The 14,686-nt window shown below is 42.2% G+C and carries 10 protein-coding genes and 4 pseudogenes; 3 read left to right on the top strand and 11 right to left on the bottom strand.

What is annotated here, in order from left to right; all coding sequences use genetic code 11:
- Positions 1-85: 85 nt before the first annotated feature.
- Positions 86-738 (bottom strand): annotated as a pseudogene (locus tag LH47_RS08450) (DUF975 family protein).
- Positions 739-897: 159 nt separating this feature from the next.
- Between LH47_RS08450 and LH47_RS08445 the strand changes: the two are divergent.
- Positions 898-1,272, top strand: a complete 375-nt coding sequence (locus tag LH47_RS08445; protein ID WP_043966528.1) for a zinc-ribbon domain-containing protein — start codon at positions 898-900, stop codon at positions 1,270-1,272.
- Positions 1,273-1,293: 21 nt separating this feature from the next.
- On the opposite strand, the gene LH47_RS08440 is transcribed toward LH47_RS08445, so the two are convergent.
- Positions 1,294-2,763, bottom strand: a complete 1,470-nt coding sequence (locus LH47_RS08440; RefSeq protein WP_043966527.1) for a SulP family inorganic anion transporter — start codon at positions 2,761-2,763, stop codon at positions 1,294-1,296.
- 223 nt (positions 2,764-2,986) lie between these two features.
- Here LH47_RS08440 and LH47_RS08435 point away from each other — a divergent pair, with 223 nt between their 5' ends.
- The gene (locus tag LH47_RS08435; RefSeq protein ID WP_043966525.1) at positions 2,987-3,403 is read left to right on the top strand and encodes a universal stress protein; all 417 of its coding nucleotides are present in this window, start codon (positions 2,987-2,989) and stop codon (positions 3,401-3,403) included.
- Between the two features lie 178 nt (positions 3,404-3,581).
- On the opposite strand, the pseudogene LH47_RS08430 reads toward LH47_RS08435, so the two are convergent.
- A pseudogene (locus LH47_RS08430) lies at positions 3,582-4,585 on the bottom strand (CapA family protein).
- Between the two features lie 91 nt (positions 4,586-4,676).
- Positions 4,677-5,930, bottom strand: coding sequence for a GntP family permease (locus LH47_RS08425; protein ID WP_326938940.1), 1,254 nt, complete (start codon positions 5,928-5,930; stop codon positions 4,677-4,679).
- A 173-nt stretch (positions 5,931-6,103) separates the two neighbouring features.
- Here LH47_RS08425 and LH47_RS08420 point away from each other — a divergent pair, with 173 nt between their 5' ends.
- A complete protein-coding gene (locus LH47_RS08420; protein WP_235341087.1) occupies positions 6,104-7,375 on the top strand; it encodes a methyl-accepting chemotaxis protein in 1,272 nt (423 codons plus the stop codon).
- A 28-nt stretch (positions 7,376-7,403) separates the two neighbouring features.
- Here LH47_RS08420 and putP read toward each other — a convergent pair whose 3' ends face one another.
- The 7 genes and pseudogenes from putP to LH47_RS15220 form a co-directional block, all read right to left on the bottom strand.
- Complete coding sequence (gene putP, locus LH47_RS08415) at positions 7,404-8,861, bottom strand: sodium/proline symporter PutP (protein ID WP_043966523.1); 1,458 nt, start codon at positions 8,859-8,861, stop codon at positions 7,404-7,406.
- Between the two features lie 85 nt (positions 8,862-8,946).
- Positions 8,947-9,861 carry a proline dehydrogenase family protein gene (locus LH47_RS08410; RefSeq protein WP_043966521.1) on the bottom strand — a complete coding sequence of 305 codons (915 nt, stop codon included), beginning with the start codon at positions 9,859-9,861 and terminating at the stop codon, positions 8,947-8,949.
- Between the two features lie 14 nt (positions 9,862-9,875).
- The gene (gene pruA, locus LH47_RS08405; RefSeq protein WP_152619609.1) at positions 9,876-11,423 is read right to left on the bottom strand and encodes an L-glutamate gamma-semialdehyde dehydrogenase; all 1,548 of its coding nucleotides are present in this window, start codon (positions 11,421-11,423) and stop codon (positions 9,876-9,878) included.
- Between the two features lie 98 nt (positions 11,424-11,521).
- Positions 11,522-12,730: a PucR family transcriptional regulator gene (locus LH47_RS08400; RefSeq protein ID WP_200890861.1), complete on the bottom strand. Its 1,209-nt coding sequence runs from the start codon at positions 12,728-12,730 to the stop codon at positions 11,522-11,524.
- Between the two features lie 82 nt (positions 12,731-12,812).
- On the bottom strand, positions 12,813-13,766 hold the full coding sequence (locus LH47_RS08395) for an ABC transporter permease (RefSeq protein ID WP_043966516.1): 954 nt from the start codon (positions 13,764-13,766) through the stop codon (positions 12,813-12,815).
- Positions 13,767-14,390 (bottom strand): annotated as a pseudogene (locus LH47_RS08390) (ABC transporter permease); the annotation flags it as partial.
- Positions 14,391-14,541: 151 nt separating this feature from the next.
- Positions 14,542-14,686 (bottom strand): annotated as a pseudogene (locus LH47_RS15220) (UPF0236 family protein); the annotation flags it as partial.

Below are 14,686 nucleotides of genomic sequence, written 5' to 3'. Positions count from 1 at the left end.
TTCTTTAATGATTTTACAAAACAATTTGATATTTTACTAGTTTTATTTCAAAAAAATAAAACGAACAAGGGCGCCCTTGTTCGTTTTATTCGGCCGGTGCTTCTTGCGTACGAATAAATTGATCATAAAACGCAGCAAGCGATGTGTAGATGTATGGGACGAGCCATAAAAATCCGATACCAAACGTGAGGATCGAGAAAAGTCCCCTACCGATAAAGCTCAAATATAGTAAAAATAGCTTTCCTTTATACCCTTTCATTCGTTTTTTACTTTCGCTAATCGCTTGAAGTGCACTGTACTCTGGATGATCCTTCAATAAAAAGAACGTTTGTGAGTAAGATAACGATTTAATAATTCTCGGGATGATGAGCAATAAACTCCATAAAAAGACGAAAAGCCCGAATAAAAGCGAAGTACCAATCAGCTTTAAAGCTAATTTTCCGTTTTGATAAACAGTAAATAGCGGAGCGATACGAATAGGCTCATTGCGAAAAACACCCAATACAAGACGACACTAAGCGGGATGAGTGCAAACGAAACAAACATGCTTACAATCGAGGCAGATGCCGGTACAGTTTCTTGATCAAGCCACGCTTTCCATCCCCCACTAAACACGACCTCAACACCGAAAGGAACAACCATCGTTACAAGGGCATAAACAAGCATAAGAAGCACCGCGCTACCCCATTTTCCTTTCAATGCTTTCCTCGCTTCATGCCTTAATGATGATAATGACATATAATAAACTCCTTCTTCTGTGCCATGATGCTTACCATATATTTTATGTCGTCAATACTCATTCTAGCATACATTCTACTCCTTTTATTTAAAAACAACATGAACTTCCTCTATTTCTTGTATATAATGGGTGTATAAAACAAATTAGGGGGAATACACATGAAAAGTATAAAGCCTGGTCGTGGACCGTCAATGCAAGGATTTATTGGCAGTATCGCCACCATTTTATTCGGTATATTTTGGATGTTTATGACCTTTTCCATTACAAAGGAATCTCCGATTGCAGGAGCACAAATCTTCCCTTTTTTCGGATTAATCATTATTGGAATCGGTATTTTTCAAGCCGTCTACCATTATAAAAATGCGACAGGAAAAGAGCGGATGTCCATCGTCGATATCGTTGACGAACATGAAGAAAAAGATCCGCTAAATGAACTTTTCGGCTGCAGCGATAAGGAAAAATATTGTTCATCTTGTGGAACAAACATACAAGCAAATTTTCGATTTTGTCCATCTTGCGGGAAGGAACTATAAAACCGAGCGATATGCTCGGTTTTAATGTCCAATCGTTTGTTCAAGCCCTCCTGGCTTGTTGTGGAGAGCGAGGCGATTGACAAGCATTTCGCACGCTTCACTTAAGCCGATGATATTTGCTTCTACACCGTTTTGGTGCATTTTTATCACGACGCGGTCGATGGCATGCGCACCTGTTTCATCTTTAATGCGCGCCTCCGCCAAGTTAATGTTTACTTTTTTCACATTGTCATTGTAGTCAAACCCACGGACAAAATCATTTGCCGAAGCGAAAAAGAGCGTACCTTCTACATCATATGTTGCGATGTCACCTTTTATCGTTTTCGTCACCTTCACTTTAGACATATCCGCTGCAAAAAATAACGCACTTAACATCATTCCAGCAATCACTCCGATCGCTAAGTTATGCGTGATTACCACTATGGCAACAGTAATAATCATGACGAAAGCATCCGCCTTTGGCACTTTAGCCAGTCGTTGTATTGAGCCCCAGTCAAACGTGCTAATCGATACCATGATCATGACTGCAACGAGCGCCGCAAGCGGAATCGTAACAACAATATGGTTAAACGAAACGATAAGCACCATTAAGAACACACCAGCGACGAGGGAAGAAAGGCGACCTCGCCCACCTGATTTTACGTTAATGACCGATTGCCCAATCATCGCACAGCCTGCCATGCCACCAAAGAAACCAGCCACAATATTAGCGATTCCTTGTCCGCGCGATTCTTTATTTTTATCGCTTTCTGTATCCGTCAAATCGTCGACAATTTGCGCTGTTAAAAGAGATTCAATTAATCCAACAAGCGCAAGAGATAGTGAATAAGGGAAAATGATCATGAGCGTTTCAAATGTCCATGGCACATTTGGAATAAAAAAGCTCGGCAACGTTGCAGAAATTGCCCCCATATCTCCAACCGTGCGCACATCTAATTTAGTGACGAAAGCAATCGTTGTAATGACGACAATTGCAACAAGCGGAGATGGGATAACTGTTGTGATGCGTGGGAAAACGTAAATAATGAACAAACCGAGTGCAACAAGCGCATACATCACCCAAGATTCTCCTTGGAAATGTGGCAACTGGGCAGCAAAAATTAAAATAGCAAGCGCGTTAACGAACCCGATCATAACTGGACGAGGAATGAATTTTAATACATTCCCAACTTTAAGTAAACCTAAAACAATTTGAATGACACCTGTTAAAATTGTAGCTGCCAGCATATATTGGATCCCGTGTTCTGTGACTAAGTTGACAAGAACAAGAGCCATTGCCCCCGTTGCCGCAGAAATCATCCCCGGTCTTCCGCCAACAAAAGCGATGACGACTGCCATACAAAAAGAAGCGTACAAACCAACCATCGGGTCAACTCCCGCGATGATGGAGAATGCAATTGCCTCTGGAATAAGCGCAAGCGCAACGACCAGCCCGGCAAGTACATCCCCTCTTATATTTCCAAACCATTCTTCCTTCCAATGTTTAAACATACAACCCCTCTTTCCTTTTTATATTGCTTCTTCCATAAAGAAGCGTCCCGTACACAACAAAGCGATTATACATAACATTGTTTACATGCTCAACCTTTTATGGCGGCTCAAAAATATGTGTAAATACATACATATCAATAAAGAAAGCGATACCAAAAAATTTTTTTGAAAAAGCTTTCATTAGACGATATAATAAACAAAAATAATTGCGAGGGTTGAAACAATGAAAAACATTTTACTGGCGTCAGATGGCTCTGAACATGCTTTGCGTGCGACAAAAAAAGCAATAGAACTTTGCTCGTACATTCAAGAAGCGAAAGTTACTGTCATATATGTTATTAATACAACAACAGCGAAAACAGACGTATTGATTGAAGGCAACATAGAAGAACGAGAAGCGATGCGTAAAAAACGTTTATCTTCAACCGAGGCGTTGCTGAAAGAAACCAACATTCCGTACGAAATTCGTCTGTTAAGAGGAGAACCAGGACCTGCGATTGTTGAGTTTGCAAACGCTCATTCCTTTGATCTCGTCATTGTCGGTAGTCGCGGATTAAATACGTTACAAGAAATGGTGTTAGGAAGCGTGAGCCATAAAGTCGCTAAGCGAGTAGAAGCACCCGTATTAATTGTAAAGTAAGAAAGTTCGGTCTCTGCCGAACTTTCTTACCCTCTTTTTCCCTTTATAGACCGCATCAACCATACAGCACGAAAAACAAATACAGCAAAAACTCCAAGCAACGTACCAAACATCAGGAGTTGAAATACAATGTCCCCGATGTACATAAAATCACTTCCTTTCTTTCTATTATATTTTTTTATTTTTCATATACGAGCCATGTTGGTTTGTTAATTTTTGCTGATAAATTGACGATTTTTGTTTTTACGCGACTTGCTTCTTTTCCTTTAAGTGGAACCGGTTGATAGTTGTTTCGCGTCGTGACAGATGAGATGCGAAATGGAATGATGCGAATCGTTGTTTTCGGCTGTTTTTTGCCGTTAACAAAATAAAATGTTTGTTGATAAACGAACGTATCTTTATCGCTCGGATTTTTATTGCCTCCAAACATAAAGTTGCCTAAGCTATAAACGATCATTTTTCCTTTATATTGCTCTATTCCTTGAATGACGTGCGGATGATGGCCAACGACAAGATCCGCTCCGCTATCGATCGCAAATTTCCCTAACGCTTTTTGCGTGCTATTTGGCACATAGCTTCGCTCCTCACCCCAATGGAAATGAACGAGAACGATTTGGACTCCTTGTTTTCGTAAAGCAGCTATGTCGTTTGCGATTTGCCTTCGCACCGCCTTCGTATCGCTCCATCCTTTATAGCCGAGCGCACCGATTTTCACTCCTTTGACGGTTTTCACAAGCCGTATTCCGTTCCCGAAATATCCGATGTTCGCTCGTTTTAACGTAGCAATCGTATCCATATATCCTTTTTGTCCATAATCCAACGTATGATTATTCGCAAGATTGACCCCTTCAATACTCGCCCGCGTTAAAACGTTGACATACGACGGATCGCCTCGAAAACGAAACTTTTTCTTTGCTTTTTGCGTTGCGTTTGTTAACGTTGTTTCCAAATTGACGGTTGTAAAATCATCTTGCTTAAAAATTGGTTCAATATATTTTGTAAAAAAAGAAAGGCCATTTTTTTCGCTTCATAATCAAACGAATATGTATAGCCATAGTTTTCATCGCGGCCAAGCGTCACATCGCCAGCGACGCTCAATGTAATGCTCGTTTCTCCTTGTGCCCAAGCAGGATGGGCAAATAAAAACAGACAGACAAATATAGAAATATATACGTTTCTCACTTCCCCACACTCCCCTTTCATATATCATTTTTCTACATATGGATAGAAAGTCCTTTTTTTATTTTATTTGTTGATTATTTAGAACATAGTTTTATAAAAGTAAGGTAAAAATAATCGTAGATGTTGCTGCAATCGTTAAGCCGATGAGTGTTTCATATGGAATTAATTGGATTCGCTCTTTCGGTGACATATGCACGCTTGCTGCTGTAGCATGAAAAAAACTGCCGTGTGGCAAATGATCAAGCACCGTTGCGCCCGCATGTACCATCGCCCCTCCTGCGAGCGGGGAGACGCCTGCTTCCATTAACGCTTTTCCGAATACGTGGCTCGCTACTGCCGCACCGACTGCTGTTGATGCAGTCATGCCTGATAATAATGCACCTGCGAGCGGAGCGATGACATATGGAGAAAAGCCGAGCGACTGAAACGTATCCATAACCGTTTCATGTAATGACGAGTTTGCTATGACACCGGCTAGCGTTCCTGTACCTATAAGCATCAACACAACATCGCTCATTTTTTCCATACCCACGCGCAAAAACATGTTTAGCTCATTCGTTTTATTCATTACAATTACCCCAACAAGCGCACCGGCTGGCAATGCGATGAGCGGATCAATCGCGATGCTAAAAAGTGGACGGAGCAACAACAGACTAATAGCAACAAGGGGGGCAACGATTGCCTTTTGCCATGAAAGTGTTTCTTTTTTCACTGTTTCGACTTGTACGCTATGTACGACGTCACGAGACCATCGTTTCGCAAGCTGATACGTGAAAAAAAGGGCGACAACAGCTGGCGCGATGCCGGCAATCATCAGTGAAGAAAGCGGCACATGAAACGCTTCTGCTGCGGCGATCGTGTTTGGATTCGGGGAAATGATATTCCCCGCTTTTCCTCCACCAATTAATGCAAGCAATATCGCAAAGCGCGACAGCTCAAGCCGATGCGCAATTGCAAGCGCAACAGGGGCAATTGTCATAATGGCAATATCAACAAACACTCCACAAGCCGTTAACATCATCGCTGTACAACATAACATAAATAGTGCATATTTTTCTCCACACGCTTGCACAAGTTTTTCTGCCAGCGCGACAGCCGCTCCTGATTGCATGAATACGCCAGCTAGCACACCAGCAGCTAAAATGCGCAAAATAGAAGGGATCATTTCTTTTGCCCCATCCATCATGAGACGAACTGCCTCATCGACAGAAGCCCCGCCAAGTAAAGCGCCAATAAACGCCCCACACATCATTCCATATGCAACCGGAACGTTTCGTAAAATAAAAATAATAGCTAATAAAAATGCAATGATGGCTCCAAATGCGTTCACTTTTATCCACTCCAAACATACAATCTGTAAATATGTAAATTGTGTAATGATATAACTACTTTTTTGTAAATATATCACAAACAACATAAATACTGTGTAAAAAATTCAAAAAAATACATATACATGTATTGTCAGGCATACACGCTTATAGTATTTTTGTAATAGTCTTTTTGTCGGGGGTGACATATGTGTTGTTAAGTGTAACAGGTCGTTTTTTGCTTATTTCTATTGGAACAGGTATTGTGATGGGACTCGCTTTTCCGATCGTTGCTAGTTTTTTTACAACATATAAACACCCGTCATACGCTACATATTTTACACTTCTTTGCGTCGGAGCAGGTATCATCGTTGGACTCATTAGTTTTTTTGTCGGAAAAGTGACGTTAATTCGCGCAATGAAAGAAATGAACAAACAGTTTGAAACGATTGTACAGCGTGGAGATTTAACTGCTCGACTCACTTTAAAAAGCAACGATGAAGTTGGCCGTATCGTCGCAAACTTTAACAGTGTGTTGGATACGCTAGCAACGATGATTTGGCGCATTCAGCACGAGGCTCACGAACTTGATGGAATCGTTTCCACCGTCTATAGTGATATTCGTCATTTGAGTGATCATCTTGCACATATTTCATCGTCTACGAAAAACGTGTCTGGAAATGTCGAAGAAACTGCGGCGTTTGCTGAGCAAATGTCTGCAACATCAAAAGAAATCGAACACGCTGTTCAGCGAATGATTCATAAAATGAAAGAAGGTGAACAAAATGCCTCATCCATTCGCCAACAAGCGATCCATACAGATCGTATCGTCACGTCATCATCAGAAAAAGCAAGTGAACTGTTAGCAGAAACGAAAAGAAAGCTAGAGAAAGCGATTGAGGCTTCACAAGTCATAACAGATATTGAACTATTTACAAATACAATTATGAATATCGCAAAACAAACAAATTTATTAGCACTCAACGCCTCTATTGAAGCTTCGCGCGTTGGAGAGCAAGGAAAAGGATTTGCAGTCGTTGCCGAGGAAATTCGTAAACTAGCTGAACAATCACAACAAGCAGTTGAAAATATTCAACACGTTGCCAAACAGTTAACATCCGCTGTAGAACAGTTGTCAACGAGCGCTTCAGCTACAATAGCATACATCTCGACAGATGTTCAACGCGATTATGAACAAATGAAAACTGTGACAAAACAATATGAACAAACAGCTTCTTTTATTGAAGAAGTTGTTGCCCAATTTAGCCAAACAGCTACCGGATTAAATCGCGCTTTACATGAGATGATTACTTCCATTCATGAAGTATCTACAGCGACAGCAAACAGCGCCCAAGAAGTAAATGAATTATCTAGCCGATTAATTGAAACAAATGAAATTGTCGAGCAAATCGCAACATCCGCTTCAAAATCAGAACATATTTCAAACGAGATGAAACGAGCGATCCGACAGTTTTCAACGTAAAAAGGTGCCCTGTTCGGACACCTTTTTCTTATGATGAAATGGTACGTTTAAACGTATCAAATTGCTCTGTCACACGTTTTTCAGGTGTAACTGTCAACAAGCTGACGATAATCACGGCAATGAAGCTAGCGATAAAGCCCGGCACCATTTCGTACATGACGCTCGCATATGAAGAGTTCGCCCAGACGATGACTGTCGTTGCTCCTGCAATCATTCCCGCAAGCGCCCCCCATTTTGTCATACGGCGCCAGTACAAACTTAATATAATCACAGGACCGAATGAAGCCCCAAATCCTGCCCACGCATAACCGACAAGATTTAAAATCGTATTATTTTGCTCGTACGCTAGCAACAAGGCAACAATCGATACAAGCAGGACGGATAAGCGACCGACAAATACAAGCTCTTTATCAGACGCTGAGCGGCGGAATAAAATTTTATATAAATCTTCCGTTAGTGAACTAGATGTCACTAGCAATTGAGATGAAATCGTACTCATAATTGCCGCTAAAATCGCTGCAAGTAAAAATCCTGTAATAAGCGGATGGAATAAAATTTCCCCAAGTTTAATGAATACGGTTTCTGGGTCTTCTAACATCATGCCTGCTTTTTTAAAGTAAGCGATTCCAAAAAGACCTGTTAACATCGCACCGACAGACGAAAAGATCATCCAGCCCATTCCAATGCGGCGCGCTTGTTTCATTTCTTTCACCGAGGAGATCGCCATAAAACGAACAATAATGTGCGGCTGGCCGAAATAGCCAAGCCCCCATGCAAATAGCGAGATGATACCGACAACGCTCGTCCCTTTAAACAAATCAAGCAAGTTCGGATCGATGTCGCGAATCGTTGTCGTCGTTTCCGTAATCCCCCCAATGTGCATAAGCGTCACAACCGGCACGAGAATAAGCGCAATAAACATAATGAGTCCTTGCACAAAGTCTGTCCAACTGACCGCTAAAAATCCCCCGAATAATGTGTACGCGACAACAACACCAGCTACAATCCATAATCCCGTATGATAATCTGTACCAAACGAATTTTTAAACATGACCCCACCAGAAACGAGACCAGAAGAAACGTAAAACGTAAAGAAAATCATAATGACGAATCCGGAAACGAGACGCAATAACTTCGATGTATCACCGAAACGGTTTTCTAAAAACGACGGAATCGTAATCGAATCGTTCGCTACTTCTGTATATACTCGCAAACGTGGAGCAACGTATAACCAGTTCGCATACGCTCCAAGAGCTAATCCGATCACAATCCATGAAGCGCTTAACCCTTGGGCATACATCGCTCCCGGCAATCCGAGCAACAACCAACCGCTCATATCCGATGCTCCCGCACTCAACGCGGTAACGGCTGGACCAAGCGTTCGTCCGCCTAACATATAATCAGACAAGTTCGATGTCCGTTTATACGCCCAATATCCGATGAATAACATCCCCACCATATACACAACGACAGATGTAATAACCAAAACAATCTCCCCTTCCTTTGTTGTCTATAAAAACCCCTTTGTACGTATCATTATACTAAAATATGTTCACAATTTGTACAAAAAATTATTTCCCAAAAAACCCTTTTAATGCGAACGCGACGTTTTGTGGACGTTCTGCTAATCGGCGCATGAAATAGCCAAACCAATCATTTCCGAACGGAACGTATACGCGCATTGTATAACCTTCTTTCGCAAGCTGTTGTTGCATATCTGTTCGAAAGCCATATAACATTTGAAACTCAAATTGATTACGCGGAATATTATTTTCTTTAGAAAACTTTTTTACTTTTTCGATAATATTATGATCGTGTGTTGCAATCGCTGTATAGCTTCCGCTTAATAAATGAAGACGAATGATATTCATGTAGTTTTCATCAATTTGTTGTTTCTCTTGAAACGCCACTTCTGGCGGCTCTTTATACGCTCCTTTCACTAAACGAAGCGATACTCCTTTTAAATCTTTTACATCTTGTTCAGCGCGATATAAATATGCTTGAATGACAGTTCCAACATTGTCGTACGTGCGGCGTAGTTCGTGTAATAAATCGAGCGTCGCTTGGCAATGCGCTGAATCTTCCATATCGATGCGCACGAAGTTGTTGTACCGTTTCGCCGTTTCAACAATTTGACGCATATTGTTTAAGCAAAAATCAAAGTCAATATCAAGCCCAAGCTGCGTCAATTTGACAGACAAGTTGCTTTGAACGCCTGCGCGATGAATAGCTTCTAACGTGCGGATGTTATATTGTGTCGCTTCAATGGCTTCTTCGCGACTTGAAACGAACTCTCCCAAATGATCGAGCGTACAAACGAGCCCTTTTTCATTTAGTTCACGCACTTTTTTGATAGCGCTTTCAATCGTTTCCCCCGCAACGACTTGGGAAGCCCCGAAACGGAGCCCCCATTTTTTCGCTGCTTGATTTAACATTTTACTTTGTGAAGCGTATAAAAAAATGTTTTTCGATAGTTGTGCAAACATGGCCATTCCCCCTTTTAAAACATTTCACTAACTGTTTTTGCTTGCATATGGAGCAATAAATAGTCTGGACCACCTGCTTTAGAATCTGTTCCTGACATGTTAAACCCACCAAACGGATGGTACCCAACAATTGCTCCTGTGCAGCCGCGATTGAAGTATAAGTTTCCAACATGAAACTCCTCGCGCGCTTTTTCTAAATGAGCACGATTGTTTGAAACGACTGCCCCTGTTAATCCGTAATCTGTATTGTTCGCCACTTCAAGCGCTTCATCAAACGTACGCACTTTCGTAAACGCAACGACCGGACCGAAAATTTCTTCTTGCATGATGCGCGCAGTTGGTGCGACGTCTGCAAAAATGGTTGGCTGAATGAAAAATCCCATCGTATCGTCTCCTTCGCCTCCCGTCATGAGTCTCCCTTCTTGCTTGCCAATTTCGATATAGCCCATAATTTTATCGTACGATACTTGATCAATGACAGGCCCCATAAACGTGCTTTGCTCTTGTGGGTTGCCGACCTTTAATTGCTTTGTTAACTCAACGACGCGCCCAAGCACTTCGTCATATACATCTTCAAGAACGATGGCACGCGAGCATGCCGAGCATTTTTGTCCGGAAAAACCGAAGGCGGAAGCAACGATCGATTGCGCTGCTAATTCAAGATCCGCATCCCGATCAACGATAATCGCATCTTTTCCACCCATTTCTGCGATGACGCGCTTCAGCCACTTTTGTCCTGGTTGAACAATCGCTGCTCGTTCATAAATGCGACATCCAACGGCGCGCGATCCTGTGAAAGAAATAAAGCGCGTTTGTGGATGTTCAACAATATATTCTCCGACTTCTGCTTCCCCGCCCGGCAGATAGTTTAATACCCCTTGAGGGAGACCAGCCTGTTCCATTAGCTCAACAAACTTTGCAGCAACAATTGGTGCGCGATCGGATGGCCGCAAAATGACCGTGTTTCCTGTCACAATGGCAGCAACCGTCGTTCCAGCCATAATCGCAAGCGGAAAATTAAACGGTGAAATAATTAACCCGACACCAAGCGGCACATAAAAAAATCGATTAGACTCTCCTGGGCGGCTAAGCACAGGCACACCCTCGGCAAGAGAGATCATTTGCCGAGCGTAATATTCTAAAAAGTCAATCGCTTCTGCGGTATCGGCATCCGCTTCTTTCCACGATTTTCCGACTTCTTTCACGAGCCATGCGGAAAATTCATGCTTTCTTCTTCTTAACATCGCGGCTGCGCGAAACAATACGTCAGCACGTGCCTGCGGCGATACACGTTTCCACGTTTCAAATGCAGAAAGCGCCGCTTGCATCGCTTCATCAGCAAGCGCTTTCGTCGCTTTTGATGCAACGCCAACCACTTGTTGTTTATCCGCTGGATTAACTGACACAACTTTTTCTTCCGTAACGATTCGTTTTCCTCCAATAATGATTGGATATGCTTGTCCAAGCTGTGTTTCGACATAAGCAAGCGCTTGACGAAACGCAGCTGCTTCTTGCTCCATTGTAAAGTTTGTAAACGGTTCATGTTTGTATGGTACAGTCACATGCATCGATCCTTTCACGATTTTGTCACATATTCTACGATTCATTATAATTTATACTTTCTGAAAATTGTTTGTCGTCAATATATAATCATTTCTGCTTATTTTTGTTGTTCATCCACAATACTTTCCTTATATTTGTATAAAAGGAGATCGATATACAACATCATTCGTTGTTCAAAATCGTGCAGCGGAAGAGTCGTGATCGACTGCATGCGCTTTAGTCGATAATGTAACGTATTCGGATGAATGTATAAACTTTCGGCTGTTTGTTTCATATTGCAGTCGTGTTGAATGTACGCACGAAGCGTATGCAAAAAATCGGTTCCATGTTGTTCATCGTGCTTTTTTAGTTTCATAATCGCTTCGTTTTTATAACTACGCTGTTTATACTGTTCGTATATGAATGGAACGATGCGATAAATACCTAAATCGCAATAAGCATGCGGTAACGGCTCATCCATGTGCCTTTTCAAATGAATGACTTCCATCGCCTCTTTATAGCTGTCGCGCAGTTTTTGCAGCCCGTTATATTCATTGCCAATGCCAACGAGCACATCGTGATCAATTCGGCAATGAAAATCTTGTTGCAATTTTGTGATCATCATGTTCACTACATCGATCGGGCGTTGCGTCGGTGCTTCCCCAACAATAAGCAAAAACGGATGATCGTGATGAATAAAAAAGATTGGGGCATGTGTTGCTTTTGTTATCCATGTCATATATTTCCGGATGTCATCTTTTCTCCTGTTATTTTCGACATAAAAAACAACAACAGCAAATCGTGAAGGAAACGTTGCCCCAAGCAACTGTAGTTCCATTTGAACGTCTCGTTCGCTCATATCACGGTATTGAATAAAGCGAAGGAAAAGGTCATGAACTTCTTCTTGACGTTTGTATCTTTTCCCCACCTGCTCGTGTAATATTTGAGCGGCCTCTTTTGCTACTTCTTCGATGCGCCTCCGTTGCTCGTCTGTTAAATCGTGAAACGCGGCTTGTACCCAAAGATATCCATATACTTTCCCAGCGTGTTTTAAACAAACGACAGCGCGTGCGCCGAGATCAATCTCAGGAAGCGGAGGAATGCTAACGACTCCGTCTGCTTGTTCAATTTTTTGCATCCATCCATGTTCATGTAAGTAGTGAAAAACGTGAGCGGATGCTCGTTTGCTTAAAATGGTGCGCATGCGCACCTCATCCGTTTCATCGTGATGACCGCTATATGCAAGCAATTCAAAATTGTACGATTCAATCGTTACGGGATGTTGTAACTCTAAAAACAATTGATCGACGAGTTGATGCAGCAACATAAAAAATCCCCTCCTTGCTTTTATTATGCGTGATCAAAAGCATGAAAAAAAGACTTCGGGCTGTCCCGAAGTCTTTTTCCTATTAACGTTTTCCTTTTACGTATGGCGTACCGAGCGCTTTTGGCGCATCTGCACGTCCGATAAACCCAGTTAACGCTAAAATAGTTAAAGCATATGGCAAAATGAGCAAGTAAACGGTTGGTACGTTTTTCAAAAACGGAATCGCCTGTCCAACGATACTTAAACTTTGCGCAAATCCGAAGAAAAGCGCTGCTCCCATCGCACCAAGCGGATGCCATTTTCCGAAAATCATCGCCGCAAGCGCCATAAACCCTTGTCCAGAAATCGTCGCATGGCTAAAATCACGCGAAATGATCGTTGCATAAATCGAACCGCCAATTCCAGCAAGCGCACCGCTTAACATGACTGCGATGTACCGCATTTTTGCCACGTTAATTCCCATCGTATCCGCCGCCATCGGATGTTCCCCAACAGCACGAAGACGAAGCCCAAACGGTGTTTTGTAAATGACGTACCATACGACAAATGCTAATACAATTGCTAAGTAAGATGGTACATATCCATTCGAAAATAAAATTGGACCGAGAACAGGAATTTTGCTTAAAATTGGAATATCGATTTTATCAAAACCAACTTGCACTTGGTCTGTTTGACCTTTCCCATACCACATTTTCACAAGGAACAACGATAATCCTAACGCTAAAAAGTTGATCGCCACCCCGCTAACGACTTGGTCCGCACGAAGTGAAATAGCCGCAACCGCATGCATAAGCGAGAAAATCGAAGCGACAACCATCGCGACAACCATCGCAAGCCATGGTGTGAATTCACCAAATTGATCGGCAAACGTTAAGTTAAACACGACACCGGTAAATGCACCGATGACCATCAATCCTTCTAATCCGATATTGACAACGCCGGAGCGTTCACTAAATACGCCACCAAGCGCCGTAAAAATAAGAGGTGCCGCAAAGAAAATCGCGGAAGGAATAATAATTTCAAGAATGTGTAACATTTATTTTCCCTCCTTTTTGAAGCGCGTAAGCACGAGACGAATTAAGTAGCTTGAAGCAACGAAGAAAATAATCAACGCAATGACGATGTCAACAAGTTCTGTCGGCACATCAGCTGCTGATGGCATTTCAAGCGCTCCGACTTTTAACGCTCCAAATAAGATCGCTGCTAAAATAATTCCAAATGCGTTATTTCCACCAAGGAGGGCAACCGCAATTCCATCGAATCCAACTCCAGTAAATCCAGCTTTGACAGAGACGTTTTCAAACGTTCCTAGCCCTTCCATCGCACCAGCAATACCTGCAAATGCTCCTGAAATGACCATCGCTAATATAATATTGCGGTTGACATTCATCCCTGCATAATGAGACGCATGTTGGTTAAAACCGACGGCACGAAGTTCATATCCTGTCGTCGTTTTTTCAAGCAAGAACCACATGACAACAGCTGCAATTAACGAAATAATAATACCGTAATGAAGCGTGGAGTAATCAGTTAAAGACTGTAAAAACTCTGAACGTAACGATGCTGACGGATGAATTTTTTCCGATTTAAAACCTTGATCGGATAAAACGGAACGAATGACCGCATTCGATACGTATAGCGCAATATAGTTCATCATAATGAGTCAGTCAAGACTTTGTGGAGAACATTTTTTCGGTTCACTACGGGTGTTGTCAATCACTAGTTAGCGAACCATTTTCAGGAATTGATATCGTAAGCGCTTTTGGACTCTCATCCCTCATCTTGAAGTGATGATATTGTATTCCATTTTTTTACACCCAACCAAAATCCCGAAGCGCCGACAACGCTTGATGGATCGGCGTCCCGGATGACCGCTGCAGACACGGTAGATTCTGACGCACCACATCTGCCCACAACCGTCCTGCCTTCCGTTTGGCCTGTTCAACCCGCTTGGAC

The organism is Anoxybacillus thermarum, assembly GCF_000836725.1.
In the GTDB taxonomy this organism is placed as follows: Bacteria; Bacillota; Bacilli; order Bacillales; family Anoxybacillaceae; genus Anoxybacillus; species Anoxybacillus thermarum.
This window is presented reverse-complemented; position numbering and strand designations above follow the sequence as displayed.

Excerpts from the sequence above, each read along its gene's own strand:
- LH47_RS08445 (WP_043966528.1), top strand. The coding sequence starts at position 898 with ATGAAAAGTATAAAGCCTGGTCGTGGACCGTCAATGCAAGGATTTATT.
- LH47_RS08440 (WP_043966527.1), bottom strand. The coding sequence starts at position 2,763 with ATGTTTAAACATTGGAAGGAAGAATGGTTTGGAAATATAAGAGGGGAT.
- LH47_RS08435 (WP_043966525.1), top strand. The coding sequence starts at position 2,987 with ATGAAAAACATTTTACTGGCGTCAGATGGCTCTGAACATGCTTTGCGT.
- LH47_RS08410 (WP_043966521.1), bottom strand. The coding sequence starts at position 9,861 with ATGTTTGCACAACTATCGAAAAACATTTTTTTATACGCTTCACAAAGT.
- LH47_RS08400 (WP_200890861.1), bottom strand. The coding sequence starts at position 12,730 with ATGTTGCTGCATCAACTCGTCGATCAATTGTTTTTAGAGTTACAACAT.
- LH47_RS08395 (WP_043966516.1), bottom strand. The coding sequence starts at position 13,766 with ATGTTACACATTCTTGAAATTATTATTCCTTCCGCGATTTTCTTTGCG.